Genomic DNA, 26,131 nt, shown 5'->3' on the forward strand with positions numbered 1-26,131 from the left:
AGAGAATTGTCGCGCGAATGTAACCGCCGCCCTCAGGGGTAGATAAAGCGGTTGACCACGCCCTCCAGCAGCTCCTGGCGGCCGCTGACGGCCTGGGGATCGAGGTTGTTGTCGAAGGCATGCTCGGCCAGCGCTTGCAGGCTGAACTCGCCCGCCAGCACCGCCTGGCCGAAGGGCTGGCGCCAGCCGGCGTAGCGCTGGTCCTTGAAGCGTTGCAGCTGGTCGTTCTCGACCATGGCGGCAGCGCGCTTCAGCGCCAGGGCCAGCACGTCCATGGCCGCCACGTGGCCGTGGAACAGGTCGGTGTCGTCGACGCTCTGGCGGCGCACCTTGGCGTCGAAATTGAAGCCGCCGGTGCGGAAGCCGCCGGCCTTGAGGATCTCGTAGGTGGCCAGGGTCATTTCCTCGACGCTGTTGGGGAACTGGTCGGTGTCCCAGCCGTTCTGCGGGTCGCCGCGGTTGGCGTCGATGCTGCCGAAGATGCCCAGCGAGACCGCGGTGGCGATCTCGTGGTGGAAGCTGTGGCCGGCGAGGGTGGCGTGGTTGGCCTCGATGTTGACCTTGATCTCCTTCTCCAGGCCGTACTGCTGCAGGAAGCCGAACACCGTGGCGCTGTCGTAGTCGTACTGGTGCTTGGTGGGTTCCTGGGGCTTGGGTTCGATCAGCAGGTCGCCACGGAAGCCGATGCGGTGCTTGTGTTCCACCACCATGGTCATGAAGCGGCCCAGTTGCTCGCGCTCGCGTTTCAGGTCGGTGTTGAGCAGGGTCTCGTAGCCCTCGCGGCCGCCCCACAGCACGTAGTTGGCGCCCTTGAGCCGCTGGGTGGCGTTCATGGCGCTGAACACCTGGGCGGCGGCCACGGCGAACACCTCGGGGTCGGGGTTGCTGGCGGCGCCGGCGGCGAAGCGCGGGTTGCTGAAGCAGTTGGCGGTGCCCCACAGCAGCTGGATGCCGGTGTCCTGCTGGTGGCGTTCGAGGCGGTCGACCATGTGCGCGAAGTTGTTGCGGTACTGCGCAAGCGATTTGCCTTCGGGGGCCACGTCGGTGTCGTGGAAACTGTAGTAGTCGATGCCCAGCTTGGTGAAGAACTCGAACGCGGCCTCGGCCTTGGCGATGGCCATCTCCATGGGGTCGGCCACCTGCTGCCAGGGGCGCTTGAAGGTGCCCACGCCGAACATGTCCAGGCCCGGCCAGACGAAGCTGTGCCAGTAGCAGGCGGCCATGCGCAGGTGCTCGCGCATGGGCTTGCCCAGCACCAGCGCGTCGGCGTCGTAGTGGCGGAAGGCGAGGGGCGACTCGCTGGCCGGGCCCTCGTAGCGAATCTTGTCGACAGCGGGGAAGTAGGACATTCGCGTTTCCTTTGTTGTTCTTGGCGGTGTGCTGATGGTAGCGAGGCCCCGGCCTGCGTCGGTCATGAAAATCACCAACAGGCAGTGCGATTTTGCGTTGAGCTTCTGCCATTCGCGGCCTAGGCTGGAAGCACTGGCCAAGGACAACAACAATGAAAAACCTGCCTCCTGCCCACCGTATCGCGCTGCTGTTCAACGGCAGCAAGGTCTACGACCGCGGCATCATCAGCGGCATCGGCAACTACCTGAGCAGCACCCGCGCCTCTTGGGACCTGTTCCTGGAAGAGGATTTCCTCTGCCGGCTGAACGGCATCGAGCGCTGGCAGGGCGACGGCATCATCGCCGACTTCGACGACCCGCAGATCGGCGAGGCCCTGGCCCACAGCCGCCTGCCGGTGGTGGCGGTGGGCGGCTCGTACCAGGACGCCAGCGCCTACCCGCGGCACATCCCCTACGTGGCCACCGACAACGCGGCGCTGATCAAGCTGGCCTACGACCACCTGATCGAGGCCGGGCTGACGCGCTTCGCCTGCTTCAGCCTGCCGCCGGCCCAGGCCAACCGCTGGGCCCAGGAGCGGGAAAAGGCCTTCCGCCAGCTGATGCGCCGCGACGGCCTGCACGCCGAGGTGTACCGCGGCCTGGGCACCAGCGCGCCACTGTGGGACAGCGCCGTGGAACAGCAGATTGCCTGGCTGCACAGCCTGCCCAAGCCCATCGGCATCATCGCTGTCACCGACGCCCGCGCCCGCCAGCTGTTGCAGGCGTGCCTGACTGCCGGCATCGCGGTGCCGGGGCAGGTGGCGCTGATTGGTATCGACAACGACCCGCTGACCCGCAGCCTGACCCGGGTGCCGCTCAGTTCGGTGATCCAGGGCACGGAAACCATGGGCCGCACCGCCGCGCACCTGCTGCACCAGATGCTCCACGGCATGCCGTCGACGGCGCAGCAGATCCTGGTGCCACCCGACGCGGTCAACGTCCAGGCGTCCAGCCTGCACCAGCCGCTGGACAACCCTTATGTGATGCAGGCGCTGCATTTCATTCGGCAGTACGCCTGCCAGGGCATCAAGACGGCGCAGGTGGCGGGGTACGTGGGGGTGTCGCGTTCGTCGCTGGAGTCGCACTTTCGCAAGGCCCGGGGCTGTACGGTGCACGACGAGATTCTGCGCTTCCGGCTGGCAGCGGCGGCCAGCCAGTTGCAGGACGGCGCGGTGGCCATCGCCGAGATCGCCAGGCGCTGCGGGTTCACCTCGGCGCAGTACCTGCACACGGTGTTTCGCCGTGAGTACGGCTGCACCCCGCGCCAATATCAGCAGCATAAAACCGTGGATACCGCCTGACGCGGCCTGGTCACCGCTGTAGCCGCTGCCGCCAGGCTGCGCTGGCCCCTGAGTACACTGAAGATCCCCAGCGTGGGTTCGGGCCAGCGCAGCCTTCGGCAGCGGCTACGCGGCAGGGGTGTCAGCGGCGGCAGCGTACTGGGCTCGCCAGGTCATGGCCAGCACCATCAGCAGCCCCAGCGCGCCCATGCCGGCGCCCGCCAGGGAAATGGCCGGGTAGCCCAGGCCTGCGTTGATCACCGCGCCACCCAGGGCCGCGCCAATGGCGTTGCCGAAGTTGAACGCGCCGATGTTCACCGCCGAGGCCAGGTTGGGCGCGTCCTTGGCGGCCTCCATCACGCGCATCTGCAGCGGCGGCACCAGGGCGAAGCTCGCCGCGCCCCACACCAGAATCGCCACCGCAGCCGCCAGCGGCCAGCGCATCAGCACCGCGAACGCCAGCAGCACCACGATCAACACCGCCAGCGAGACGATCAGCGTGCGGTCCACCGAGCGGTCGGCGGCCTTGCCACCCCAGATATTGCCCAGGGTCAGGCCGATGCCGAACAGCACCAGCATGCCGGTGATGAAGTTGGTGGAGGCGTGGGTGGCGTCGCGCAAAATAGGGGCGATGTAGGTGAACACGGTGAACATGGCGCTGGAACCCACCACGGTCAACGCCAGCGCCGACAGCACCGGGCCGCGGCCGAGCACGCGGATTTCTGCCATCAGGCCATCACCCTTGGGCGCCGGGACGTTGGGCAGGGCGTACCACAGCGAGGCCATGGCCACCGCACCCAGGCTGGCAATGCCCCAGAACGCCGTGCGCCAGCCGAACGTCTCGCCGAACCAGGTGGCCAGGGGCACGCCGCCGATGGTCGCCAGGGTCAGGCCCATGAACATCGCCGCCACGGCGCCGGCGCGCTTGTCCGGCGGCACCACGCTGGCGGCGACGATGGAGCCGATACCGAAGAACGCGCCGTGGTTGAGCGAGGTCACCACCCGCGCCATCAGCAGGGTTTCGTAGTTGCTGGCCAGGGCCGACAGCAGGTTGCCGAGGGTGAAGATCGCCATCAGCCCGATCAGCAGCTGGCGGCGCGGCACGCGGGCGGTGGCCAGGGTCATCAGCGGCGCGCCGATCAGCACGCCCAGGGCGTAGGCGCTGACCAGCAGGCCGGCAGAGGGAATCGACACGCCGAGGTCGGCGGCAATGCCCGGCAGCATGCCCATGGGCGCGAACTCAGTGACGCCGATGCCAAAGGCGCCGATGGACAGGGCGATTAACGGTGGATTGATACGCATAGGTTACTCCTCATCTATGCGGTGAATGCTACGATCGAGGCTTTTACAGCGGTAGTCCCAGTTCGGGACCAACACCTTTGCGTAGGAAGCACAAATGGACATCACCGGGCGTTCGGGGGAAATGGACGTGTTCGTCAGGGTGGCCGAGGCCGGCAGCCTGTCGGGCGCGGCGCGGGCACTGGGGCTGACGCCGTCGTCGGTCAGCCGCATCATCGCCCGCACCGAGCAGCGCCTGGGCACGCGGCTGCTGATCCGCACCACCCGCGCCATCACCCTCACGGCTGAAGGCGAGGCCTACCTGCGCGGCGCGCGGCGGATTTTGGCGGACCTGGCCGAGGTCGAGGACGCCATCACCGACCAGGGCGTGCCGCGCGGCCGGCTGCGGGTCAGCGCCGCCCTGGCCCATGGCCGGCAGACCATCGTGCCGCTGGTGGCGGCGTTCAGCGCCCGTTACCCGGCCATCCTGGTGGACCTGATGCTGGGCGACGAGGTGGTCGATATTCTCGCCGGCCAGGCCGACGTCGCCATCCGCTTCGGCCAACTGGCCGACAGCCCGCTGACCGCGCGGCTGATCGGCGACACCGGCCAGGTGGTGGTGGCATCCCCCGAGTACCTGGCCCGCTGCGGCACCCCGCAGGTGCCCGAAGACCTGCTGGCGCACAACTGCCTGCGCTTCAACTTCCGCCGCGCCACCAGCGACTGGCCGTTCCGCCGCGACGGCGAGGACTTCGCTTTGAAAGTCAGCGGCACCATCGAAGGCAACAGCGGCGAGGCGCTGGCGCAGCTGGCCAGCCTGGGCGCGGGCATTGCGCGCATCGGCGCCTTCAGCGTCGCGCAGCAGCTGCGCGACGGTACCTTGGTGCCGCTGCTGGAAGCCTACAACCCCGACGACCGCGAGCCGATCCACGCCGTGTTCATCGGCGGCGCGGCCATGCCAGCCCGCGTCCGCGCCTTCGTCGACTTCCTGCTGGAGCAACATCCCGTGGGAGCTGGCTTGCCAGCGAGCTTTTCGGGCCTCAACAGCTCGCTGGCAAGCCAGCTCCCACAGGCGTAAGTTTCGGTATTTGTTGTATTTTTTTTTTTGCTTTGGCGCTTGACGCATGGGCTGAAAACACGTTTAATGCGCCCCGTTGCCCAGATAGCTCAGTCGGTAGAGCAGAGGATTGAAAATCCTCGTGTCGGCGGTTCGACTCCGTCTCTGGGCACCACAACTTCCGAAACCCCTGATAGCCGCAAGGCGTCAGGGGTTTTTTGTTGGCTGTCATTCCTGCATCGACGCCAGCAGCCACTCACGAAACACCGCCGCGCACGCCGAGCGCCCACGGTGCTTCACCGACACCAGGTATTCGCCCTTGCCGGTGCGGCATTCAAAATCCGTCACCCGTTGAAGCTCGCCCTTGGCCAACGCCTCATCGGCCATGAACGACCACGCCAGGCCAATGCCCATGCCTTGCTGCACGGCGCGGTAGGCCAGGGTCAGCTGGTTGAACACCGGCGCCTTGTCCCGCGGCGAGTAGTCCACGCCCAGGTGGCCGAACCATTGCGGCCAGTCCATGCATTGCCAGGCGCGGGTGTCGATCTGCACCAGGTTGGCCTTGGCCAGCTGCGCCAGGCTGTCGATGGCGGCCACGTCCAGGCCGGGGTGGGCCACCGGGTAGACGATCTCCGGCAGCAGGAAATCGCTGTCCAGGGTCGCCCAGTCGCCGTCGCCGTACAGCACGCCCAGGTCGAAGTCGTTGAGACTGGTGTCGTCGAATTCGTTGATGGCGTGCACGTGCACGGCGATGTCGGGGTAGGCCTTGTTGAACTCAATCAGCTTGGGGAACAGCCAGAACTGCGCCAGGGCGTGGGTGGCCAGCACCGACACAGCGTTGCTCTGGTGCACGTTGCGGATGCGCGTGACGCTCTGGTACAGGGTGCCCAGCAGCACGTTGACGGTCATCAGCAGTTCGTCGCCGGCACCGGTCAGGGCCACACCGCGCGGCTTGCGCTCGAACAGCGGCACGCCCATGGCGTCTTCCAGCTGGCGCATCTGCTTGCTCACCGCGCTCTGGGTGAGGAACAGCTCGCCCGCTGCGGCGGTGAAGCTGGCATGGCGGGCCACGGCCTCGAAGGTGATCAGGGTTTCCAGCGGCGGCAGGGTACGCAGGTAACGGTTGATGATAGTGCTCCCGGCAGGCATTCCCCAGGGGAATGGGTAGCCCACTTTTTATCGCAGGTGGCGGGCGCTGTCCACGGCTAGAATCGCGCCATTAGCGTTAACTGCCAGAGTCGAGATAATGAACCGTGGGATAGTGTTTGCCGTGTTGGCCGGGGCCATCTGGGGCGGGGTGATCATCGCCCCGTCGTTGCTGCCCGAGTTCAATGCGGTGCTGATCAGCAGCGTGCGTTTTGCCTTGTACGGGCTGTTTTCGTTGCTGGTGGCGCTGCCCATGGCCGGGCGCCTGCTGGCGCGGCTCAAGCGCCGCGACCTGTCGATGCTGCTGCGCCTGTCGCTCACCGGCAACGTGCTCAACTTCGCCCTGCTGGGCGCCTCGGTGCAGCTGAGCGGGGTGACCACGGCGGCGCTGATCAACGGTATGCTGCCGGTGGCCATTACCTTCCTGGGGCGCGGCGACGCCGGTTCGCTGCCGATGAAGCGGCTCAAGCTGCCGCTGCTGATGGTATTCCTCGGCATCGTATCGGTGAGCCTGCAGCACGCCGGCGGCCATGCTGGCGGCACCTCCCTGGGCCGCCAGCTGCTGGGCCTGGCCTGTGGCCTGAGCGGCGTGGTGTGCTGGTCGTGGTACGCCACCCACAACGGGCGCTACCTCAAGCACAGCCACTTCAACAGCAGCGAGTGGTCGACGCTGCTGGGCATCGTCACCGGCGGCGTTGCCGTGGTGGTGGGCGCGGTTGCCCTGTTGCTGTTCCCCAACCTGGTGCCGGCTCAGGTGGACCACGCTCGTTGGATGACCTTCCTGTGGGTAAGCCTGTTCCTGGCGCTGTGCGGCTCGTGGCTGGCCAACAGCCTGTGGAACGCCTGTTCGCGGCGCATGGCCAGCTCCTTGAGCGGGCAGATGATCGTCTTCGAGACGCTGTTCGCCTGCGTCTACGGCTTCGTCTACGGCCAGCGCGCGCCGGGGCTGATGGAACTGGTGTCGATCGCGCTGCTGGTGGGCGGCGTGGTGTGGGCGGCCCGCCGGCACCAGCACGCCCACATAGCCTCGTAAATACCGCCCGTAGCAGCTGCCGCAGGCTGCGTCCGGGCACCGCGCAACTCCGTGTCGTACGTGGACGCGGCCTGCGGCCGCTGCTACAGGCGCCGCGTGGCGGGGTTACGCAGCGGTAATGGCGCTGCTGATGCGGCTGGCCAGGTCTTCCATGGTGAACGGCTTGGTCAGCAGGTGCATGCCCGGCTCCAGCTGTTGCGCCCAGGCCTCGGCGTTGTGGGCGTAACCGGTGATGAACAGTACCTTGAGCCCAGGGCGCAGGCTGCGGCCGGCGTCCGCCACCTGGCGGCCGTTGATGCCGCCGGGCAGGCCGACGTCGGTGACCAGCAGGTCGATCCGCCGGCCGGACTGCAGGATGTCCAGGCCGCTGGCGCCGTCGGCGGCTTCCAGGGCGGTGTAGCCCAGTTCGTCCAGCACTTCGATGATCAACATGCGCACGGTGGGTTCGTCGTCGATCACCAGCACGGTCTCGCCCTGTTCCGCGTGGGGCAGCGGCGCGGGTGGCAACGGCGCCTGGGCGTCGCCCAGGGTTTCGCGCGAGCGTGGCAGGTACAGGGTCATGGTGGTGCCCTGGTCGGGCTGCGACTGGATGTGCACGCTGCCGCCGGACTGGCGCACGAAGCCGTAGATCATCGACAGGCCCAGGCCGGTGCCCTTGCCGGTGGGCTTGGTGGTGAAGAACGGGTCGAAGGCGTGGGCCATGACGTCGCTGCTCATGCCGCTGCCGGTGTCGCTGACGCTCAGGGCCAGGTACTCGCCGGGCACCAGGTCGCGCTCGCGGGCGGCCTTGGCGGCCAGGGTGCAGTTGCGGGTCTGGATGCCCAGGGTGCCGCCCAGGGGCATGGCGTCGCGGGCGTTGATGCACAGGTTGAGCAGGGCGTTCTCCAGCTGGTTGGCGTCCACCTGGGTCAGCCACAGCGGCTGTTCGCTGTGGATGTCCACCTGCACGGCCGGGCCGACGGTGCTGCGGATCAGCTCCAGCATGCCCAGCACCAGGCGGTTGGCGTCGGTGGGCGTGGGGTCCAGGGTCTGCCGGCGCGAGAAGGCCAGCAGCCGATGGGTGAGCGCCGCGGCCCGGCGCGCGGCGCCCAGGGCGGCGTCCAGGTAGCGCCCGGTCTCGGCGACGCGGCCCTTGGCGATGCGCAGGCGGATCATCTCCAGGCTGCCCATGACGCCGGTCAGCAGGTTGTTGAAGTCGTGGGCCAGGCCGCCAGTGAGCTGGCCCACGGCTTCCATCTTCTGGCTCTGGCGCAGCTGCTGTTCCAGCAGGCGCTGGGCGGTCATGTCGACGCCCACGCCGGTGCGCCGCACGGGCTCGCCGGCGGCGTTGAAGTAGGTGTGGCCGCGCGACAGCACCCAGCGCACCGAGCCGTCGGGGTGGACGATGCGGTATTCCAGCTCCAGGTCGCCGCTGTTGACCAGGCCGCCGGCCATGGTCCGGCGCAGCGCGGCCAGGTCGTCGCCGTGCACGTTGGCGAGAAAGTCCGTGCGCTTGATGCCCTGGGCGCCCTGCACCGGGTCGATGGCGTACAGCTCGCTGATGCCGGCGTCGCAGTAGAAGCAGTCGTTGGCCACCTCGTAGGTCCACACGCCCACGCCGCTGACGGCGGACAGGGCCAGGCGGGCGAAGTCCATGGAGTCGTGCAGGGCGGTCTCGCGCGGCTGTTCGGCGGTGACGTCGCGCGCCTCGGAGGGCGCGGTGTGGAGGATCTGCTGCGCCGCCTGGCGGGCGTCCTCGACGCTGGCGTAATGCCCCTCGCGCACCTGGTTCTCGAGCAGGCTGCGCAAGGCGAGGTCAAGGGCGAGGTCCCGTGGGGCCCGGTAAGGCATGCGCGGCTTCTCGGCTGGAAATGGCTGAGCGGCAATTATCACACAACCGCGCAAGCTACGCTTCAGGGGTGGACTCATTGCCTGGAGCGCACTGCCATGAACAAGAACACCCTTTGCCTGTGGTACGACGGCACGGCGCTGGACGCCGCGACCTTTTACGCGCAAACCTTTCCCGACAGCACGGTGGGCGCGGTGCACCGTGCGCCCTCGGACTACCCGGCGGGCAAGGAGGGCGACGTGCTGACGGTGGACTTCACGGTGATGGGCATCCCGTGCCTGGGCCTCAATGGCGGCCCGGGGTTTCCCCACAGCGAGGCTTTCTCCTTCCAGGTGGCCACCGAGGACCAGGCCGAGACCGACCGCCTGTGGCACGCCATCGTCGGCAACGGCGGCCAGGCCAGCGAGTGCGGCTGGTGCAAGGACAAGTGGGGGCTGTCCTGGCAGATCACTCCACGGGTGCTGACAGAGGCGTTCACCGGCAGTGATCGCGAGGCCGCCCGGCGCGCCTTCGAGGCGATGATGACCATGGGCAAGATCGACGTCGCCGCCATCGAGGCCGCGATCAAGGCGTGACCCGGTGGCGCTGGTGGCTGCGCAGGCACCAGGCCACGCCCACCACCAGCAGCACCATGGCGACCACCTCCTGGCGGTCCGGCCAGCGCTGCTCCCAGAGGAAGCCCAGCAGCAGCGCGCTGAGGGTCTCGATCACCAGCACCTGGCCGCTCAGCGCCAGGGGCAGCAAGCGGCTGGCCTGGTTCCAGAAGGCGCCGCCGATCACCGAGGCCAGCAGCGCCACCCCGGCGGTGACCAGCACGGCGTGCAGGTCGATAGCGGCCAGGTGGCTGCCCAGCACCGGCACGGCCAGCAGCAGCGCCAGGGCGCCGGTAACCACGCCGGTCAACAGCGCCCAGTCCTGGGCCGAGACGGCGGTCAGCGCCAGGCGCCGGGCGTTGCTGACCGCGTACCAGCTCCAGGTCAGCAGCGCGCCAAACGCGCACAGCAGCCCGACAATGCTGCCCAGCGCGGCGCCGTGCATGGCGTGCAGGCTGATCAACGCCACCCCGGCCGTGGCGCACGCCAGCGACGGCAGCAGCCGGGCGAAGGGCACGGCGCCGGCGTCGCCACGGCCGGCAAGCGCCACCAGCACCGGAATCAGCCCGACCACCAGCGAGGTGGTGGCCACGCCGACCCGCTGCACGGCGCTGCCCACCAGCGCGTAATAGATCAGCGTGCCGACCAGGCTCAGCCAGCCCAGCGCCCGCCAGTCGGCGCGAGTCAACTGCGCGCGCACCTTGCGCCAGCGCGGCAGCAGCAACGCCAGGGAGAACAGCCCGTAGGCAAGGAAACGCAGTACCGCGAATTCAAGCCCCGACAGCTGCGGGGTCAGCGCCGGGCCGAGAAAGATCACGCCCCAGCACATGCCCGCGGCGACGCCGTAGCCAATGCCCTTGGCCAAGGATGGATGAGTTGTCATGAAGCAACCGCCTGATGGAAAGGGCCGCAGTGTGCCGGCTGCGCGCTTCGGCGTATTGGCCCAGGCTGTCGACACCTTTACCCAGGCTGGCGCGCGGCGTGGCGGTAGGCCGCCGGCGTGGTGTCGCATAGGCGGCGCATGGCCCGGGTGAGGGCGGCCTGGTCGCTGAAACCGACCTTCAGGGCAATGTCAGCCAACGGCAGGCGGCTTTCGGCCAGCCAGCGGCAGGCATGGCGCATGCGCAGCTGCGCCAGCCACGCCTGGGGTGCTTGCGCGTAGCGTTCGGCAAAGCGCCGGTGCAGCTGGCTGACGCTCATGGCGGCGACGCGGGCCATGGCCTCGTTGCTCCAGGCCTGGCCGGGGTCGGCTTCCAGGTGCGCCAGCAGGCGGTCCATGCCGCTGGCCGGCTGGCCGGCGTCACGGCCCAGGCTGTTGAGCAACAGCGGCAGCAGGTGTGGCGCACTCTGGGGCAGGCCATGGGCGCCGAGCAGGTCGGCGAACTCGATCAGGCGGCGGGTGGCGGCGGAGACTGGCACGTAGGTACGGCGCGCCAGGGCGTCGAGGGTGCGCGCCTCGAACCAGCCGTTGGGGCAGTCCAGCACCAGGAAGCGGTTGGCGCCGTCGGCGCGCTGGCCGTGCTCGGCGCCGGGGGCGATCAGCGCCGCCAGCGACAGGTCCAGGCGCGCGCCACGGCCCTGCACTTCCATCTCCATCCCACCGGCCACCGGCAGCACCAGCTGGGTAAAGCCGTGCTGGTGGTGGGCGCATTCGCCGCTGTAGCTACGCAGGTCGAGGGAGGGCGTCACGGCAGTGTTCCAGCCAGCTGGTGGGTGTCGGGTGAACAGCATGCCACGCACTCGCCAAGACGCCAAACCCCGTAGCAGCTGCCGCAGGCTGCGTCCGGGCCCATACCGTGGCGCGCCCGGACCCGGCCTGACGGCCGCTGCTACGGGGGTAGGGTCAGTTGCCGTCGGCGACCTTGCGTTCGATTTCGGCGGTTTTCTTTTGCAGGGTCTCGGCGTCCTGCTCCTTGGCGCGGGTGGACGAGGGGGTGATCACCTCATCGACGCCACGGGTGTCGTCGTCGCGGTCTTCCAGGTCGCGCTTCACCACATTCACCGGTTTGCCGGAAGTGTCGGTGGGCGGCGCGTTTTCGGGGCGGTTGTCTGTGCTCATGGTGGTCTCCTGGGGTGTATGCACGGTTGAACCGCCGCCCGGCCAGGAGTTCCAGCCGGGCGGCCGGCCGGTCATGGCAGCGGGTTGCCGCCGGTCACGCCGAAGGTTTCACCGGTGATATAGCTGGATTCCTGAGTGGCCAGGAACACATACAGCGGCGCGCATTCGGCCGGCTGGCCGGGGCGGCCCATGGGCGTCTGCGAACCGAAGGTGGGGATTTTCTCTTGAGGTTGGCCGCCGCTGGGTTGCAGCGGTGTCCACACAGGGCCCGGCGCCACGGCGTTGACCCGCACGCCCTGGGCAATCACCTGCTTGGCCAGCGACTTGGTGAAGGCGACGATGGCGGCCTTGGTAGAGGCATAGTCCAGCAGGTTTTGCGACGGGCTGTAGGACTGGATGGACGCGGTATTGATGATGGTGGCGCCGGCTGGCAGGTGCGGCAGCGCTGCCTTGCACAGCCAGAACAGCGCGTAGACGTTGGACTTGAAGGTGGCGTCGAACTGCTCGGTGGTCAGCTCGGCAATGGCTTCCACCGCCTGCTGCTTGCCGGCGACGTTCACCAGTATGTCCAGGCCGCCCAGGGCGGCCACTGCCTTCTGCACCAACGCCTGGCAGAACGCCTCATCCTTGAGGTCGCCGGGAATGGCCACCGCCTTGCGGCCCTCGGCTTCGATCAGCTTCACCACTTCGCGGGCGTCGCTTTCCTCTTCAGGCAAGTAATTGAGGACGATGTCGGCACCTTCGCGGGCATAGGCAATTGCCGCCGCGCGGCCAATGCCGGAGTCGGCACCGGTGATCAGCGCCCTGCGCCCCAGCAAGCGGCCGAAGCCCTTGTAGCTGTGCTCGCCGTGGTCCGGCGCGGGCGTCATCTTGTGCACGGTGCCGGGCGCGCCCTGGGGCTGTTTGGGGAATTCGGGGTGTGGATACTGGGTCAGTGGGTTCTGCATCGAATACTGGTTTTCAGTTGCCATGGTGGACTTCCTCTCTTGCCCAATCGAATCAGGACAATGGAGGCAGGCGGCCAGGCGAACGTTCAGTTTTTCTGCCGATGAAAATTTTTTAAACCTTCCGCCAACCGCCCGGGTCGATTGGGAACAGGCGGGCTCGGGCAGAAGAGGGCGACTCATGATTGGTGTGGTGATTCCGGCGCACAATGAAGCAAGCTACATCGCCCCTTGCCTGGCCTCGATCCAGGCGGCGGCGCGGCACCCGCAACTGGCGGGCATGACGGTAAAAGTGCTGGTGGTGCTCGACCACTGCAGCGACGAAACCGGGTTGCTGGCGGCTGCGGCCGGGTGCGAGGTGCTGGAGGTGGGCTTTCGTAACGTCGGCAAGGCGCGGGCCTTCGGCGCCCAGGCGTTGCTCAACGCCGGCGCGCAGTGGCTGGCGTTCACCGATGCCGACACGCGAGTGCCGGGCGACTGGCTGGCCCGCCAATTGGCGTTCCAGGCCGATGCGGTGTGTGGCACCGTGGCGGTGGACAGTTGGGCCGAGCACACCGAGCAAGCGCGGGCGAAATACCTGGCGGGGTACCGGTTCGAGGAGGGGCACCGGCACATCCATGGCGCCAACCTGGGGCTGAGCGCCGAGGCCTATGCCTGGGCTGGCGGTTTCCAGCACCTGGCGGCCCATGAAGACGTGCAGTTGGTCGCAGACCTTGAGCGCATCGGCGCGCGCATCGTGTGGACGGCGACCACCTCGGTGGTCACCAGCGCGCGCCGCGATTTCAAGTGCCGCGAGGGGTTTGGCGAGTATTTGTTGTCGCTGCAGGACGCCGCCTTCGGCAGCTGCTACGGGGCGTGTAGCAGTGGCCGCCAGGCCGCGTCCGAAGGCGACCCGGTCAGAACAGATTGATCGGGTACGTGACGATCACCCGGTGCTCGTCCTGGTCGCGCACGCCGGGAAACTCGGTGCGCATGGAGGCGTGCCTCAGCGCCACGCTGAGGTCCTTGGCCGGGCCCGATTGCACGGTATAGGTCAGGGTCAGGTTGCGCTCCCACTCACTCTTGTCGCCGCTGGCGGTGCGTGCGCCCGAGCCGCTTTCGTACATGCCCAGGAAGGTCAGGCCGGGCACGCCCATGGCGGCGAAGTCATAACCGTAGCGCACCTGCCAGGTGCGCTCGCCGGCGCGCTGGAACTTGCCGATCATTGACTCGGTGATGAAATACGAGGTCGAGCCGTCGCCCTGGTTCAGCCACACCGCATCGCTGTCGCCGGTCACCTGCTGGTAGCCGGCGGCGATGGTGTGCGGGCCCACCAGGTAGGTGAACAGCGCGCTGGACAGTTGGCTGTCGACCTTGCCCTTGGTCACGCCGTCGCCGTAGTAGCCGGCGGTGTAGTAGTCCGCGTCATTGTCGTTCTTGCCGGCCGAGCTGTTGTTGAAGTAACGCAGGTCGGTGCGCAGGGTGCCGGGGCCCACCTTCCAGTTGTTCACCAGGCCCAGGAAGTGCTGGTTGTAGAAGTTCTCCAGGCCGCCGTAGTAGTACTGCAGCAGCAGGTCGGGGGTGGCTTTCCAGTCGACGCCGGCGTACTGGAACTTGTGCACGAACTTGCCGGTGAGGCGGCTGTTGGCGCCGGGAATGGACATGCCCATCTGGTTGGTCGACCCACGGCCCTTGACGCTGTCCAGTTGGCCGGCGATGAAGGTGAAGTGGTCCAGGTCCTTGGACTGGATCTGCTCGCCGTTGAAGGTCTGTTGCAGCAGGCGGTCGGTGGACATCACCACCGGCAGCATCGGCACCAGGGTACCGGCGCGCACTTCGGTCTTGGCGAAGCGCACCTTCGCCGTGGCGCCCAGGCTGCCGAACTCATCGGCGGCGCGGCCGTCGTCGGTGGGGAAGATGTTGCCGTTGTAGGCGGTGCCCGACGGGTTGTAGTGGGTGCCCTTGCCCGAGTCCAGCTTGATGCCGAGCATGCCGATGGCGTCCACGCCGAAACCGACGGTGCCGGGGGTGTAGCCGGACTTGAAGTTGAGGATGAAGCCCTGGCCCCATTCCTGGGTGTAGTTGGGGTTGGCGGCGCCGCTGCGGTTGTCGGCGTTGCTGAAGAAGTTGCGCGCCAGCAGGGTCGCGGTGCTGTCCTCGATAAAGCCTTCGGCGTTGCTTGGTTGCGCCATGGCCAGGCCGCACAGGCCGGCCAGAATTGCGGGTGCGCGGTAAGCTGCGCGATTCAAGAGCACCATCGGGAATTCCTCATGCTGTAGTCAATGTTGTGAGAGGCAGGTGCAGGGGCGGCAGTTAAGGTTTTTATTGTTCTTCAGGAGCAACGGGTGCGGCGGCGCGGGTCAGCGCCACCGGCGGCAAGCGGTACAACACCCACAGGGCCAGCACGCCCAGGCCGGCGCACAGCAGCAGGCCGCTGCCCAGCGCTTGCGCCAGGGCCTGGCGGGCCAGTTGCAGCAGCGCCGGGTCGCCGCCGGCCTTGAGCAGCACTTGTGGGTCGATGAAGCGGGGCAGGGCATCGGCCTGGCCCGCGGCGATGAACGCGCCTTGCAGGTGGCTGGCGTACAGCAGCTTGACCAGCACGCCCATCACTGCGGTGCCCAGCAGCCCGCCGACCAGGCGCAGCGACTGGGTGAGGGCGGTGGCGATGCCCAGGAACTGCCGCTCGGCCAGGGTCTGGGTGAACACCGTGAGGTTCATCAGGATGAAGCCCAGGCCCAGCCCGGCCAGCAGAATCAGCCCCAGCAGCGCGTGGAACGAGGCGTGCAGGCCCACCAGCGCCAGCCCGGCGCAGGCCACCAGTAGCACGGCGAAGCCGGCCAGGGGTATCAGGTTGGGGTTGCGCAGCTGGGTGATGATGCGACCGTTGACGATGGCGCCCAGGGTGATGCTCAAGGCCAGCGGCGTGATCAGCAGGCCGGCGTCCTGGGGCGAATAGCCGTAGCTGCCTTGCAGCAGCAGCGGCAGGTAGAACAGCAGGCTGAACATAATGGCCCCGGCCAGCAACGACAGCACGAACAGCAGGCGCACGCTGGGCGAGCGGAACAGCGCAGCCGGCAGCAAGGCTTCGCTGCACCGGCGCTCCCAGCACCACAGCCCGACCGCAGCGGCGATGCACACCGCGCCCAGTATCGCGCTGCCCCACACCTGGGCCTGGCCCAGCCATTCCACGAACAGTTGCAGGCTGCCCAGGGCCACCGCGATCAGCAGCGCGCCCAGCCAGTCCAGGCGAATGGCGCGGCTTTGCAGCGGGCGGTAATGGGGGAGGTAGCGCCAGGCGAAAAACAGCGCCACCGCCCCCAGCGGCAGGTTGATATAGAACACCGAGCGCCAGCCGAACGCGCCGGTCAAATACCCGCCCAGGCCTGGGCCAATGGCGTTAACCACGCTGAACAGCGCGCTTAGCAAAATCTGCCAGCGCAGGCGCTGGCGGGTGTCGGGAAACAGCTCGGGAATGCAGGCGAACGCGGTGCCGATCAGCATGCCGCCGCCCACCCCTTGCAGGGCGCGGCCCAGCACCAGCACCAGCATGTCGTTGGCCAGGGCGCAGACCAGCGAGGCCAGGGTGAAGATTACCGTGGCCGCCAGCACGAAGGGCTTGCGCCCGTAGTAGTCGCCCAGGCGGCCGAAAATCGGGATGGTGACGATGGAGGCCAGCAGGTAGCCGGTGGCTACCCAGGCGTACAGCTCGAAGCCCTGCAACTGGGCGACGATGCTCGGCAAGGCGTTGCCGATCACCGTCTGGTCGAGGGCCGAGAGCATCAGCACCAGGGAGATGCCGAGCATGGCCAGCAAGGCTTGCTTGAAGGTCAGGGCGCTGTGGCTCGGCATCGTCATCATCGAACCCCTTACACCAGCGCCGCTACGGCGGTAGCGATGCGTTGGCAGCCGGTTTCCAGGGTCTCGATGGCCGAGGCCGTGGACATGCGGAAGAACGGTGCCAGGCCGTAGGCGCTGCCGGGAATCACCGCCACGCCCTGGCTTTCCAGCAGGTAGAGGATGAAGTCGCTGTCGCTTGCCAGCACCTGGCCTTGCGGGGTGCGCTTGCCCAGCACGGCGCCGCAGTTGACGTACAGGTAGAAGGCGCCTTCAGGCGGGATACAGCTGAGGCCGTCGATGGCGTTGATCAGTTCCAGGCAGCGGTCGCGGCGCTGGCGGTACACCGCGCGGCTTTGCTCGATGAAGCTCTGGTCACCATTGAGGGCGGCCACCGCGGCGGCCTGGCTGACGCTGCAGGCGTTGCTGGTGGACTGCGACTGCAGGGTGGCCATGGCGGTGATCAGGTCGGCGGGGCCGGCGCCGAAGCCGATGCGCCAGCCGGTCATGGCGTAGGACTTGGACACGCCGTTGATCACCAGTACGCGGTCCTTGAGCCGCGGCTCCACGGCCAGGATATGGGTGGCGGGGCGGTCGTTGTAGCGGATGTGCTCGTAGATGTCGTCGGTCATCACCAGCACGTCGGGGTAGTCCAGCAGCACGTCGGCCAGGGCGCGCAGTTCTTCGGCGTGGTACACGGCGCCGGTGGGGTTGCTGGGCGAGTTCAGCAACAGCCAGCGGGTGCGCGGGGTGATGGCGGCGCGCAGCTGCTCGGCGGTGAGCTTGAAGTGGTGTTCCTCGGTGCAGGTCAGGGCCACCGGCTCGCCTTCGCAGGCCAGCACCATGTCCGGGTACGACACCCAGTATGGCGCGGGGATCAGCACCTCGTCGCCCGGGCCCAGGGTGGCGGAGAAGGCGTTGTAGATGGCGCTCTTGGCGCCGTTGGTGACCACAATCTGGGAAGCGCTGTAGTCCAGGCCGTTTTCGCGCTGCAGCTTGGCGACGATGGCCTGGCGCAGTTCCGGGGTGCCGGCGTTCTGGGTGTAGCGGGTGTCGCCGTTCTCGATGGCGGCGCAGGCGGCCTGGCGGATATGCGCCGGGGTGTCGAAGTCGGGCTCGCCCACCACCAGGTTGATGATCGACTTGCCGGCGCGGCGCAGTTCGTTGGCGCGGTCGGCAGCGGCGCTGCTGGGCGAGGGTTTGATGCGGTGCACTCGGGCGGCGATGCGGGAAGCGGTCACGGGGGAGTCCTCGGTGGTGGCCTGATGACGGCTACGTTACGAGGCGGGGCAGCGGGGCTGATAAGACAAGTTTGTTCTGGTTTGATAGGCACAGCTTATGACCGGTTGGTGCATGGGGCGCACCAAGATGGTGCCATGGCGTATTCGCGGGGGATGGGCGGGTTTAGCGGAGCCTCTTGTCCCGGTGCCATATCAAAGACTTATGGTGGGGCCATCGCGAGCAAGCTCGGCTCCTACCGGTAGGAGCCGAGCTTGCTCGCGATGAGGCCCTGAAGTGCGACACATGACCACCCAGTCAAAACATGGCCCGCCTCTTGCTCTATCAGGTGTTATCCACCTGCCAGAGTGTGCCACCCACGTGAACCTGCGCCGTTTGAAGTACTTCGTGAAGATCGTCGATGTCGGCAGCCTGACCCAGGCCGCCGACGTGCTGCACATCGCCCAGCCAGCCCTGAGCCAGCAGCTGGTCACCCTGGAGGCCGAGCTGCAACAGCAGTTGATCATCCGCACCAAGCGCGGCGTCACGCCCACCGAGGCCGGCAAGGTGCTGTATGGCCACGCGCAGCTGATCCTGCGCCAGTGCGAGCAGGCCCAGAGCGACGTCAACGCCACCGGTTTCGCCCTGTCCGGCCAGGTGTCGGTGGGCCTGGCCCCGGGCACCGCAGCCTCGGCGCTGTCGCTGCCGCTGTTGCGCCGGGTGCGCGAGCGCCACCCCGGCATCCTGCTGTACCTGAATGAAAACTTCGGCACCACCCTCAGTGAGCTGATCATGAACGGCCGCATGGACATGGCCGTGCTCTACGGCGGCCGTGAAGTGCACGGCCTGACCTTCGTGCCGCTGCTGCGCGAACAGCTGTACCTGGTGAGCGCCGACCCCGAGCTGCAACGCCGCGACGAGATCGGCCTGGCCGAGGTCGCCGAGCTGGACCTGCTGCTGCCGCGCACCTACAACACCATGCGCCGGCTGGTGGACGAAGCCTTCCTGAAGATCGGCCTCAGCGCCCGGGTGATCGCCGAGGTGGAGTCGTCCACCACCCTGGCCACCGCCGTCAGCGAGCATTTCGGTTCAACCATCCTGCCCGAATCCGCCGCCCGCGCCCTGGTGGCCGTGCACGAGGCGCACCTGTTGCGCATCACCGCGCCGGACATCGAGGCGCCGCTGGCGCTGTGCCTGTCGGGGCATTTGCCGCTGTCAGTGCCGGCCCAGGCGGTGAAGGCGATCTTGCTGGAGTTGATTGCCGAGATGCGTGGGTAACGCCGCCGTAGCCGCTGCCGTCAGGCTGCGCTGGCCAGTCTGAACCCTGAAGACCTTCAGCGAGGTACAGGGCCAGCGCAACCTGGCGGCAGCGGCTACGCGATGGTCATAAGCGACCCTTATCTCTCCACAGCCAAACCGTCTTGGCCGTGTTTTTGTGCGCTCGATAGAGTTCATCCAGCCACTTTTACTATTCACGGCAGGGGCCATTGCATGAACCCGGAACGCATTAAAGCGCTGATCGACCTGATGGCCGAATCCGACCTCAGCGAGCTGAGCCTCAACGAAGGCGACACCCAGCTGCGCCTGCTGCGCGACGGCCAGCCCGTGGCGGCCGTCGCTCGCCCGCTGGCGGCGACAGTTGCCGCCGCCACCCCGGCAGCCAGCAGCGACACCTTTGAAGCCAGCGCCGCCCTCTACGGCGTGCTGCACCTGACCCCCGCGCCCGACCAGCCCGCGTTCGTGCAGGTGGGTGATGCGGTCGAGGCCGGCCAGACCCTGGCTGTGGTGGAAGCCATGAAGATGTTCCACCCGCTCAAGGCCGAACGCGCCGGCGTTGTGCGCGCCATCCTCGCCGCCAGTGGCGAGGAAGTCGCCGCCGGCAAGCCGCTGTTCCGCCTGGAGGCCGTGTGATGTTCGATACCGTCCTTATCGCCAACCGCGGCGAAATCGCCTTGCGCATTTTGCGCGCCTGCCAGGGCCTGGGCCTGAAGACCGTGGCCGTGTATTCGGAAGCCGACCGCGACGCCCGCTACGTGCAACTGGCCGACCAGGCCATCTGCATCGGCCCCGCGGCCCCCGGCCAAAGCTACCTGGACCACGCCGCCGTGCTGTTCGCGGCCGAACTCAGCGGCGCCCAGGCGATTCACCCCGGCTACGGCTTCCTGTCCGAGAACGCCGCCTTCGCCGAGCACGTCGAACAGGCTGGCCTGACCTTCATCGGCCCCAGCGCCGCGTGCATCCGCACCATGGGCGACAAGGTTGCGGCCAAGCGCGCCATGCGCGAAGCCGGCGTGCCCTGCGTGCCGGGCCCCGACACCAGCATGCCGGACGACGCCGAGAGCATCCTGGCCATCGCCCGCGACATCGGCTATCCGGTGATCGTCAAAGCTGCCGGCGGCGGTGGCGGGCGTGGCATGCGCGTGGTGGAGCAGGAGGCCGCGCTGCTCGACGCCATCAACCTGACCCGCGAAGAAGCCCGGCGCGCCTTCGGTAACCCGGAGCTGTACATCGAGAAATTCCTCGGCCAGCCGCGCCACGTGGAAATCCAGGTGCTCTGCGACGCCTACGGCAATGCCTTGTGGCTGGGCGCGCGGGACTGCTCCCTGCAGCGCCGCCACCAGAAAGTGCTGGAAGAAGCGCCGGCGCCTGGCATCGACCCCGCGTTGGTGGCCAAGGTCGGCGAGCGCTGCGCCGCCGCCTGCCGGCAGATCGGCTACGTGGGCGTCGGCACCTTCGAATTCCTCTACGAGCACGGTGAGTTCTACTTCATTGAAATGAACACGCGCCTGCAAGTGGAGCACCCGGTGACCGAGATGACCACCGGTATCGACATCGTCCAGCAGCAGATTCGCATGGCCCAGGGCGAGCGCCTGACGCTGACCCAGGCCGACATCGGCGTGCACGGCCACGCCCTGGAGTGCCGCATCAACGCCGAGGACCCCGACACCTTCATGCCCACCCCGGGCCAGGTGAGCCGCTGGGAAATTCCCGGTGGCTACGGCGTGCGCGTCGACAGCCACGTCAGCCACGGCTACCGCGTGCCGCCGTACTACGACTCGATGGTGGCCAAGGTCATCACCCACGGCGCCACCCGCGACGAGGCCCTGGCGCGCATGCGCCTGGCCCTGGGCGAGATGCGCGTGGAAGGCATCAGCACCAACATCGCGCTGCACCGCGACATTCTCCAGGACCCCGGCTTCTGCGAGGGCGGCGTCGACATTCACCACCTTGAACGCTGGCTGCAACAGAGGACCGCATCATGAGTGCCATGCACATGGACGCCACCCCGCGCATCAGCCTGCTGGGCACCACCGCGCTGCTGCTGGAAGCACCGGGCAGCCTTGACCTGCCGCCGCAGCAACGCATCTGGGCCCTGGCCCGCCTGGCCCAGGACTGGGGCGGCGTGGCCGAGGCCGTGCCGGGCATGAACAACCTGATGCTGACCTTCGCCACACCGCCGCGCGACCTGCAGGGCCTGCAAAACCGGCTGCTGGAGGCCTGGGAACAGTGCCAGCCGCTGCCGCTGGAAGGCCGCATCATCGAACTGCCGGTGATCTACGGTGGCGAGCATGGCCCGCATATGGCCGACGTGGTCGCCCACACTGGCCTGGACATCGAGACCATCGCCAACCTGCACGCCGAGCCGCTGTACCCGGTGTATGCCCTGGGCAGCCACCCCGGCTATTGCTACCTGGGCGGCATGGACCCGCGCCTGGCCACGCCGCGACGCCAGGTGCCGGTGCTGAGCATCGGCGCTGGCGCGGTGTCGATCGGTGGCGTACAGACCGGTGTGTCGGCCTCGGCCGGCCCCAGCGGCTGGAACACCATCGGCCACACCGACATGGTGTTCTTCGACGCCGAACAGTCGCCCCCGGCGCTGCTGCAACCCGGCGACCACATTCGCTTCCGTATCGAGAGGATCATTCGATGATCGAGATCATCAGTGCCACCGCCCTGGCCACCGTCCAGGACCTGGGGCGCCACGGCAGCCTGGGCTACGGCGTGGGTACCTCCGGGGCCATGGACAGCCTGTCGCTGATCCTCGGCAACCTGCTGCTGGGCAACGACGAAGGCGCGGCCGCCATCGAGATTCCGCTGTTCCCGTTCGAGGCGCGCTTTATCGAAGCCTGCGCGTTTGCCGTGACCGGTGCCGCCTGTGGCGCCACCCTCGACGGCCAGGCGCTGCCGCCCAACTGGGTGGCCCAGGCCAGCGCCGGCCAGGTGCTGAAGCTCAACTACCCCTCCGCCGGCAGCCGCGCCTACCTGTGCCTGGCCGGTGGTGTCGACGTGCCTGAGGTGTTGGGTTCGCGCAGCACCCAGTTGCGCGGCGAATTCGGCGGCCTGAACGGGCGCATGTTGCAGCAGGGCGACCGCCTGCCTGCGGGCCGCCCCGGCCACGCCGGCAACAGCGACTTCGGCGTCAGCCTGGCGACCCGCGCCTTGCCCCTGGAAGTGGACGGCGTGCCGGCCATGCGCGTGCTGCCCGCCGCCGAATACGACTGCTTCAGCGCCGAGGCGCAAGCGGCGTTCTGGGCCGGGGAGTGGAAGGTCACCACCCAGAGCAACCGCTACGGCTACCGCCTGGAAGGCCAGCCGCTGCTGCCGGAAAGGCCGCTGGAGGTGCGCTCCCACGGCATCGTCCCGGGGGTGATACAGGTGCCTCACGGCGGCCAGCCGATCATCCAGATGCGCGACGCCCAACCCAGCGGCGGCTACCCCAAGTTCGGCACGGTGATCGAGGCCGACCTCTGGCGCCTGGGCCAGGCGCCCATTGGCAGCCGCGTGCGCTTTATCCATTGCAGCTACGCGCAGGCCCTGGACGCGCTGGAGGCCAACCGCGCCTTCCTCGACGCCACCCGCCGCCTGCTGACCTTGCACAGCCTTTGAGGAACCTGCCATGAACATCAAGGAAATCCGCCAGTTGGCCAGCTGGCTCGGCGCCGCCAACCTCAGCGTGCTGCACATCCAGCGCCCCGGCTTCGACCTGCTGCTGCGCCGCGGGGCGGCTGCTGCTCCCGTGTTGCACGTTGAGCCGCCAGCCCGCGTCGAAGTGCCCGTGGCGTCGATCAAGGCCAGCGGCCCGGGGCGGTTCTTCAGCCACCACCCCGACGAGCGCACGCCCTGGGTCAAGCCCGGCGACAGCGTGCGCAACGGGCAATTGGTGGGCGTGCTGCAGATTGGCCACTTGCTGCTGCCGGTGCGCAGCCAGCAGGACGGGCAGGTGAGTGCCGTGCGCGCCGCCGAAGGTGAACAGGTGGGCTACGGCCAACCGCTTTTCGACCTGGCCGGCTGAGGAGGCCCCTATGCGTATCGACTTGAACGCCGACCTGGGCGAGGGCTTTGGCCCGTGGACCCTGGGCGAAGACCAGGCGCTGATGGAGATCATTTCCTCGGCCAACGTGGCCTGCGGTTTCCACGCCGGCGACCCGCTGATCATGGACACCACGGTGCGCCGCGCCAAGGCCCTGGGCATCGACCTCGGTGCCCATGTCGGCTACCCCGACCTGCAGGGCTTCGGCCGCCGCGCCATGAACATCGACCTGGCGGAGCTGGCCACCTACGTGGTCTACCAGCTGGGTGCCCTGGCCGGCATGGCCGCCGTAGCGGGCTACCGGATGAGCCACATGAGCTTCCACGGCGCGCTGGGCAACCGCGTGGCCGCCGACGCCGCCATGGCCGACGTGCTGGTGGGCGCGGTGGCGCAGTTCGACCCCGGCCTGATCATCAGCTCGTCCAGCAGCCAGGCCATCGAGGCCGCCGCCGACCGGCACGGCCTGCCGGTGGCTACCACCTTCCTGGCCGACCGCGCCTACGACGCGCAGTGCCTGCTGGTGCCGCGTGGCACGCCCGGCGCGGTGATCAAGGACCCGGCCCAGGTGCGCGAACGCGTTGCCCAGCTGTTGCAGGACGGCACCGTCACCACCCTCGACGGCCAGCGGGTCAAGGTCAACGCCAGCTCCATCCTGCTGCACGGCGACACGCCGGGCGCGGTGGACCTGGCCCGCGACCTGCGCGCGTTCATCGAAGGGCAGGGCGCCGTCATCACCCCGATCAGCCAACTGGTGCGGTCATAAGCGCACCTTATTGCCACACAACCAATGCGTCTTGGCCGGTGCGAGCGGTGCTCGGTACAGTCCAAGGCAGACGCAGGATTCAAGGAGTTTCCCCATGCCATTTTCCGATTACAAAACCGCGCTGGTCACCGGCGCCTCGTCCGGCATCGGCGCCGCCGTGGTCGAGCGCCTGTGCGCCGAGGGCATCGAAGTGCACGCCCTGGCCCGCAGCGCCGACAAGCTGGCGGAACTGGCCGAGCGCACCGGCTGCATCGCCCACCCCATCGACGTCACTGACCTGGCCGGGCTGACCGCGCTGTTCCAGCGCCAGCGCTTCGATATCCTGGTCAACAACGCCGGCGTCGACCGCCCGGGCTCGCTGCTCAAGGCCGACGCCGAAGGCATCGACCTGCTGGTGGACGTCAACCTGCGCGCGGTGCTGCACCTGGCGCGCCTGGCGCTGCCGGGCATGGTCGAGCGCGACTGCGGCCACATCATCAACATCAGCTCCATTGCCGCCGCCTACAACTTCGGCGGCAACGCCACCTACCACGCCACCAAGGCGGCGGTGAGCATGCTCTCCAAGCAGCTGCGGGTGGACGCCTTCGGCAAGCGCGTGCGGGTCACCGAGATTTGCCCGGGGCGTGTCGCCACCGACATTTTCGCCCACGTGCACGGCGACTCCGAAGAGGTGCGCAAGCGCTTCATCGAGGGCTTCGAGCTGCCGGAAGCCAAGGACATCGCCAACGCCATTGCCTTTGCCATCGCCGCCCCGGTGTCGATGAACGTCGGCCACATGGAGATCACCCCGACCCTGCAGGTGCCCGGCGGCCTGTCCACCGCGCGGCCCCAGGAGTGGCAGGGCTGAAGCGCCGGCCTGCGAAGAAGAACGGCCCTAGCCGTCATTGCTGCACCCGCGTCGGGTTCGCCCCGGCGCCTTGCTTCTGCCCCACGCCAGTCGATGGGAATTGACCATGACGCACGACTTCAATCTTGCCGCGATTCTGCACGGCGAATACGCCGAGCTGATCCTCAAGGGCATTGGCATGACCCTGCAGTTGGCGCTGTTCGCCTGGTGCCTGGCCATGGTCCTGGCCCTGCTGCTGGTGTCCATCCGCCTGACCGGCAACCAGTACGCCGAGCGCCTGGTGGCGGCCTACGTCTCCTACCACCGCAACGTACCGACTCTGGTGCAACTGATGCTGTGGTACTTCGGCATCCCCACGCTGCTCAGCGACAACACCCAGGTGTGGCTGGCCAACTACAGCAGCGAATACCTGTTTTCCATCATCGCCCTGGGCCTGTGCCAGGCGGCGTATTTCAGCGAGGACATCCGCAGTGGCCTGCGCGCCATTCCCAACGGCCAGACCGAGGCCGCCCGCGCTCTGGGCCTGGGCTACGTGCGCTCGCTGCGCTACGTGATCCTGCCCCAGGGCGTGCGCAACTGCCTGCCGTCGTTGATCAACCACAGCGTGCTGCTGTTCAAGAACACCAGCCTGGCCATGGCCATCGGCGTGGTGGAGCTGACGTACGCCACGCGCGAGGTGGAGAACTACACCTTCCGCACGTTCGAGTCGTACCTGGTGGCCACGGTGGTGTACCTGGTGTTCTCGCTGTTGCTGATGGGCGCTGGCGCCCTGGTGGCGCGGCACTTCAGCAAAGCCCTGGCGAGGTAGGCGGCCATGTTCGATTTGTTCAAGATTGTCCACGACAACTGGCCGCTGTTCCTCATCGGCCAATACCCCCACGGCCCCCTGGGCGGCCTGGCCAGCACGCTGATCCTGGCGGCCGCGGCCCTGGTGCTGGCGTTCCCACTGGGCCTGCTGCTGGCCCTGGCGCGGGTGTCGCCATGGCGCTGGCTGCGTTACCCGGCCACGGTGTGGGTGTACGTGCTGCGCGGCATCCCGCTGCTGATGGTGATTTTCTGGACCTACTTCCTGGTGCCACTGCTGATCGGCCACAACATCACCGGCTTCACCACCATGCTCTGCACCCTGGTGGTGTACCAGAGCGCCTACCTGTGCGAGATCATTCGTGGCGGCATCCAGGCGTTGCCCGGCGGCCAGTACGAAGGCGCGCGGGCCCTGGGCCTGGGCTATGTGCGCACCACGCTGTGGGTGATCCTGCCCCAGGCGCTGTACAACGCACTGCCCAGCCTGATCAGCCAGTTCGTTTCCATCATCAAGGAAACCTCCCTGGGCTATGTGATCAACGTGCAGGAGGTGACGTTCGCCGCCAACCAGGTCAACAACCAGCTGCTGACCAAGCCGTTCCAGGTGTTCTTCATTCTTGCCATTACGTATTACGTACTGTGTTACGGCCTGACCCGCCTGGCCGGCGTGCTTGAAGGGCGCATCGCCCGCAAGCGCCTGGGCCAGGCCACCCCAGCCGCCCCGCAGGCTTCCCTGCTGACCACCGATAACTGAAGAGGGTTGCCTTCA

The 26,131-nt window shown here is 67.8% G+C and carries 26 protein-coding genes and 1 tRNA gene; 16 read left to right on the top strand and 11 right to left on the bottom strand.

Going from position 1 to position 26,131, the window contains the following annotated elements:
- Positions 1 to 32 precede the first annotated feature (32 nt).
- The gene (xylA, locus tag ACWKWX_RS26435) at positions 33 to 1,349 is read right to left on the bottom strand and encodes a xylose isomerase (RefSeq protein WP_483829316.1); all 1,317 of its coding nucleotides are present in this window, start codon (positions 1,347 to 1,349) and stop codon (positions 33 to 35) included.
- A 152-nt stretch (positions 1,350 to 1,501) separates the two neighbouring features.
- Here xylA and ACWKWX_RS26440 point away from each other — a divergent pair, with 152 nt between their 5' ends.
- Entirely contained in the window at positions 1,502 to 2,689 is a 1,188-nt protein-coding gene (locus tag ACWKWX_RS26440; protein WP_483829317.1) for a XylR family transcriptional regulator, read from the top strand.
- 105 nt (positions 2,690 to 2,794) lie between these two features.
- On the opposite strand, the gene ACWKWX_RS26445 is transcribed toward ACWKWX_RS26440, so the two are convergent.
- A complete protein-coding gene (locus tag ACWKWX_RS26445; protein ID WP_483829318.1) occupies positions 2,795 to 3,970 on the bottom strand; it encodes an MFS transporter in 1,176 nt (391 codons plus the stop codon).
- Between the two features lie 94 nt (positions 3,971 to 4,064).
- Between ACWKWX_RS26445 and ACWKWX_RS26450 the strand changes: the two genes are divergently transcribed.
- Both ACWKWX_RS26450 and ACWKWX_RS26455 read left to right on the top strand, forming a co-directional pair.
- Complete coding sequence (locus ACWKWX_RS26450; RefSeq protein WP_416423989.1) at positions 4,065 to 5,024, top strand: LysR substrate-binding domain-containing protein; 960 nt, start codon at positions 4,065 to 4,067, stop codon at positions 5,022 to 5,024.
- Positions 5,025 to 5,102: 78 nt separating this feature from the next.
- A tRNA-Phe gene (locus ACWKWX_RS26455) sits at positions 5,103 to 5,178 on the top strand.
- A gap of 53 nt (positions 5,179 to 5,231) precedes the next feature.
- Here the strand turns inward: ACWKWX_RS26455 and ACWKWX_RS26460 are convergent.
- Complete coding sequence (locus ACWKWX_RS26460) at positions 5,232 to 6,152, bottom strand: LysR substrate-binding domain-containing protein (RefSeq protein WP_483829319.1); 921 nt, start codon at positions 6,150 to 6,152, stop codon at positions 5,232 to 5,234.
- Between the two features lie 94 nt (positions 6,153 to 6,246).
- Here ACWKWX_RS26460 and ACWKWX_RS26465 point away from each other — a divergent pair, with 94 nt between their 5' ends.
- Positions 6,247 to 7,182: a DMT family transporter gene (locus ACWKWX_RS26465; protein WP_483829352.1), complete on the top strand. Its 936-nt coding sequence runs from the start codon at positions 6,247 to 6,249 to the stop codon at positions 7,180 to 7,182.
- Positions 7,183 to 7,287: 105 nt separating this feature from the next.
- Here ACWKWX_RS26465 and ACWKWX_RS26470 read toward each other — a convergent pair whose 3' ends face one another.
- On the bottom strand, positions 7,288 to 9,012 hold the full coding sequence (locus ACWKWX_RS26470; protein WP_483829320.1) for an ATP-binding protein: 1,725 nt from the start codon (positions 9,010 to 9,012) through the stop codon (positions 7,288 to 7,290).
- A 96-nt stretch (positions 9,013 to 9,108) separates the two neighbouring features.
- On the opposite strand from ACWKWX_RS26470, the gene ACWKWX_RS26475 reads away from it, so the two are divergent.
- Positions 9,109 to 9,585: a VOC family protein gene (locus ACWKWX_RS26475; RefSeq protein WP_483829321.1), complete on the top strand. Its 477-nt coding sequence runs from the start codon at positions 9,109 to 9,111 to the stop codon at positions 9,583 to 9,585.
- On the opposite strand, the gene ACWKWX_RS26480 is transcribed toward ACWKWX_RS26475, so the two are convergent.
- The 4 genes from ACWKWX_RS26480 to ACWKWX_RS26495 all read right to left on the bottom strand — a co-directional run bounded on the left by ACWKWX_RS26480 (position 9,575) and on the right by ACWKWX_RS26495 (position 12,633).
- Entirely contained in the window at positions 9,575 to 10,486 is a 912-nt protein-coding gene (locus ACWKWX_RS26480) for a DMT family transporter (protein ID WP_483829322.1), read from the bottom strand. The genes ACWKWX_RS26475 and ACWKWX_RS26480 overlap by 11 nt on opposite strands.
- 77 nt (positions 10,487 to 10,563) lie before the next feature.
- A complete protein-coding gene (locus ACWKWX_RS26485; RefSeq protein ID WP_483829323.1) occupies positions 10,564 to 11,292 on the bottom strand; it encodes a helix-turn-helix transcriptional regulator in 729 nt (242 codons plus the stop codon).
- Between the two features lie 154 nt (positions 11,293 to 11,446).
- Entirely contained in the window at positions 11,447 to 11,662 is a 216-nt protein-coding gene (locus ACWKWX_RS26490; protein ID WP_416423995.1) for a hypothetical protein, read from the bottom strand.
- A gap of 71 nt (positions 11,663 to 11,733) precedes the next feature.
- Positions 11,734 to 12,633 carry an SDR family oxidoreductase gene (locus ACWKWX_RS26495; RefSeq protein ID WP_473006492.1) on the bottom strand — a complete coding sequence of 300 codons (900 nt, stop codon included), beginning with the start codon at positions 12,631 to 12,633 and terminating at the stop codon, positions 11,734 to 11,736.
- A gap of 154 nt (positions 12,634 to 12,787) precedes the next feature.
- Here ACWKWX_RS26495 and ACWKWX_RS26500 point away from each other — a divergent pair, with 154 nt between their 5' ends.
- The gene (locus ACWKWX_RS26500) at positions 12,788 to 13,516 is read left to right on the top strand and encodes a glycosyltransferase family 2 protein (RefSeq protein ID WP_483829324.1); all 729 of its coding nucleotides are present in this window, start codon (positions 12,788 to 12,790) and stop codon (positions 13,514 to 13,516) included.
- Here the strand turns inward: ACWKWX_RS26500 and ACWKWX_RS26505 are convergent.
- From ACWKWX_RS26505 to ACWKWX_RS26515, 3 genes are all read right to left on the bottom strand, one after another.
- A complete protein-coding gene (locus ACWKWX_RS26505) occupies positions 13,503 to 14,843 on the bottom strand; it encodes an OprD family porin (RefSeq protein WP_483829325.1) in 1,341 nt (446 codons plus the stop codon). The genes ACWKWX_RS26500 and ACWKWX_RS26505 overlap by 14 nt on opposite strands.
- A gap of 64 nt (positions 14,844 to 14,907) precedes the next feature.
- Positions 14,908 to 16,440: an MFS transporter gene (locus ACWKWX_RS26510; RefSeq protein WP_483829326.1), complete on the bottom strand. Its 1,533-nt coding sequence runs from the start codon at positions 16,438 to 16,440 to the stop codon at positions 14,908 to 14,910.
- A gap of 11 nt (positions 16,441 to 16,451) precedes the next feature.
- Positions 16,452 to 17,660 (bottom strand): aspartate transaminase, encoded by a 1,209-nt coding sequence (locus tag ACWKWX_RS26515; protein ID WP_483829327.1) that lies wholly within the window; start codon positions 17,658 to 17,660, stop codon positions 16,452 to 16,454.
- 358 nt (positions 17,661 to 18,018) lie between these two features.
- On the opposite strand from ACWKWX_RS26515, the gene nac reads away from it, so the two are divergent.
- The 10 genes from nac to ACWKWX_RS26565 all read left to right on the top strand — a co-directional run bounded on the left by nac (position 18,019) and on the right by ACWKWX_RS26565 (position 26,116).
- Positions 18,019 to 18,915: a nitrogen assimilation transcriptional regulator NAC gene (gene nac, locus ACWKWX_RS26520; protein ID WP_483829328.1), complete on the top strand. Its 897-nt coding sequence runs from the start codon at positions 18,019 to 18,021 to the stop codon at positions 18,913 to 18,915.
- Positions 18,916 to 19,128: 213 nt separating this feature from the next.
- On the top strand, positions 19,129 to 19,548 hold the full coding sequence (locus tag ACWKWX_RS26525; RefSeq protein ID WP_483829329.1) for an acetyl-CoA carboxylase biotin carboxyl carrier protein: 420 nt from the start codon (positions 19,129 to 19,131) through the stop codon (positions 19,546 to 19,548).
- Entirely contained in the window at positions 19,548 to 20,900 is a 1,353-nt protein-coding gene (accC, locus tag ACWKWX_RS26530) for an acetyl-CoA carboxylase biotin carboxylase subunit (RefSeq protein ID WP_483829330.1), read from the top strand. The genes ACWKWX_RS26525 and accC overlap by 1 nt, the downstream gene beginning before the upstream one ends.
- Positions 20,897 to 21,568 (top strand): 5-oxoprolinase subunit PxpB, encoded by a 672-nt coding sequence (gene pxpB, locus ACWKWX_RS26535; RefSeq protein WP_483829331.1) that lies wholly within the window; start codon positions 20,897 to 20,899, stop codon positions 21,566 to 21,568. Before accC ends, pxpB begins: the two co-directional genes overlap by 4 nt.
- Positions 21,565 to 22,524, top strand: a complete 960-nt coding sequence (locus ACWKWX_RS26540; protein WP_483829332.1) for a 5-oxoprolinase subunit C family protein — start codon at positions 21,565 to 21,567, stop codon at positions 22,522 to 22,524. Before pxpB ends, ACWKWX_RS26540 begins: the two co-directional genes overlap by 4 nt.
- 10 nt (positions 22,525 to 22,534) lie before the next feature.
- Complete coding sequence (locus ACWKWX_RS26545) at positions 22,535 to 22,930, top strand: acetyl-CoA carboxylase biotin carboxyl carrier protein (RefSeq protein ID WP_483829333.1); 396 nt, start codon at positions 22,535 to 22,537, stop codon at positions 22,928 to 22,930.
- A gap of 10 nt (positions 22,931 to 22,940) precedes the next feature.
- Positions 22,941 to 23,711, top strand: a complete 771-nt coding sequence (locus ACWKWX_RS26550; protein WP_416424006.1) for a LamB/YcsF family protein — start codon at positions 22,941 to 22,943, stop codon at positions 23,709 to 23,711.
- Between the two features lie 94 nt (positions 23,712 to 23,805).
- A complete protein-coding gene (locus tag ACWKWX_RS26555; RefSeq protein ID WP_416424007.1) occupies positions 23,806 to 24,558 on the top strand; it encodes an SDR family oxidoreductase in 753 nt (250 codons plus the stop codon).
- Positions 24,559 to 24,664: 106 nt separating this feature from the next.
- Positions 24,665 to 25,366, top strand: coding sequence for an amino acid ABC transporter permease (locus tag ACWKWX_RS26560; RefSeq protein WP_416424008.1), 702 nt, complete (start codon positions 24,665 to 24,667; stop codon positions 25,364 to 25,366).
- 6 nt (positions 25,367 to 25,372) lie between these two features.
- The gene (locus tag ACWKWX_RS26565; protein WP_473006502.1) at positions 25,373 to 26,116 is read left to right on the top strand and encodes an amino acid ABC transporter permease; all 744 of its coding nucleotides are present in this window, start codon (positions 25,373 to 25,375) and stop codon (positions 26,114 to 26,116) included.
- The last annotated feature ends 15 nt before the right edge of the window (positions 26,117 to 26,131 follow it).

Source organism: Pseudomonas imperatae, from assembly GCF_057128625.1.

Excerpts from the sequence above, each read along its gene's own strand:
- xylA (WP_483829316.1), bottom strand. The coding sequence starts at position 1,349 with ATGTCCTACTTCCCCGCTGTCGACAAGATTCGCTACGAGGGCCCGGCC.
- ACWKWX_RS26545 (WP_483829333.1), top strand. The coding sequence starts at position 22,535 with ATGAACATCAAGGAAATCCGCCAGTTGGCCAGCTGGCTCGGCGCCGCC.
- ACWKWX_RS26495 (WP_473006492.1), bottom strand. The coding sequence starts at position 12,633 with ATGGCAACTGAAAACCAGTATTCGATGCAGAACCCACTGACCCAGTAT.
- ACWKWX_RS26555 (WP_416424007.1), top strand. The coding sequence starts at position 23,806 with ATGCCATTTTCCGATTACAAAACCGCGCTGGTCACCGGCGCCTCGTCC.
- ACWKWX_RS26450 (WP_416423989.1), top strand. The coding sequence starts at position 4,065 with ATGGACATCACCGGGCGTTCGGGGGAAATGGACGTGTTCGTCAGGGTG.
- ACWKWX_RS26480 (WP_483829322.1), bottom strand. The coding sequence starts at position 10,486 with ATGACAACTCATCCATCCTTGGCCAAGGGCATTGGCTACGGCGTCGCC.
- ACWKWX_RS26565 (WP_473006502.1), top strand. The coding sequence starts at position 25,373 with ATGTTCGATTTGTTCAAGATTGTCCACGACAACTGGCCGCTGTTCCTC.
- ACWKWX_RS26560 (WP_416424008.1), top strand. The coding sequence starts at position 24,665 with ATGACGCACGACTTCAATCTTGCCGCGATTCTGCACGGCGAATACGCC.
- ACWKWX_RS26525 (WP_483829329.1), top strand. The coding sequence starts at position 19,129 with ATGAACCCGGAACGCATTAAAGCGCTGATCGACCTGATGGCCGAATCC.
- ACWKWX_RS26440 (WP_483829317.1), top strand. The coding sequence starts at position 1,502 with ATGAAAAACCTGCCTCCTGCCCACCGTATCGCGCTGCTGTTCAACGGC.
- ACWKWX_RS26460 (WP_483829319.1), bottom strand. The coding sequence starts at position 6,152 with ATGCCTGCCGGGAGCACTATCATCAACCGTTACCTGCGTACCCTGCCG.
- ACWKWX_RS26445 (WP_483829318.1), bottom strand. The coding sequence starts at position 3,970 with ATGCGTATCAATCCACCGTTAATCGCCCTGTCCATCGGCGCCTTTGGC.
- ACWKWX_RS26470 (WP_483829320.1), bottom strand. The coding sequence starts at position 9,012 with ATGCCTTACCGGGCCCCACGGGACCTCGCCCTTGACCTCGCCTTGCGC.
- ACWKWX_RS26500 (WP_483829324.1), top strand. The coding sequence starts at position 12,788 with ATGATTGGTGTGGTGATTCCGGCGCACAATGAAGCAAGCTACATCGCC.
- accC (WP_483829330.1), top strand. The coding sequence starts at position 19,548 with ATGTTCGATACCGTCCTTATCGCCAACCGCGGCGAAATCGCCTTGCGC.
- pxpB (WP_483829331.1), top strand. The coding sequence starts at position 20,897 with ATGAGTGCCATGCACATGGACGCCACCCCGCGCATCAGCCTGCTGGGC.
- ACWKWX_RS26475 (WP_483829321.1), top strand. The coding sequence starts at position 9,109 with ATGAACAAGAACACCCTTTGCCTGTGGTACGACGGCACGGCGCTGGAC.
- ACWKWX_RS26510 (WP_483829326.1), bottom strand. The coding sequence starts at position 16,440 with ATGACGATGCCGAGCCACAGCGCCCTGACCTTCAAGCAAGCCTTGCTG.
- ACWKWX_RS26550 (WP_416424006.1), top strand. The coding sequence starts at position 22,941 with ATGCGTATCGACTTGAACGCCGACCTGGGCGAGGGCTTTGGCCCGTGG.
- ACWKWX_RS26490 (WP_416423995.1), bottom strand. The coding sequence starts at position 11,662 with ATGAGCACAGACAACCGCCCCGAAAACGCGCCGCCCACCGACACTTCC.
- ACWKWX_RS26540 (WP_483829332.1), top strand. The coding sequence starts at position 21,565 with ATGATCGAGATCATCAGTGCCACCGCCCTGGCCACCGTCCAGGACCTG.
- ACWKWX_RS26505 (WP_483829325.1), bottom strand. The coding sequence starts at position 14,843 with ATGGTGCTCTTGAATCGCGCAGCTTACCGCGCACCCGCAATTCTGGCC.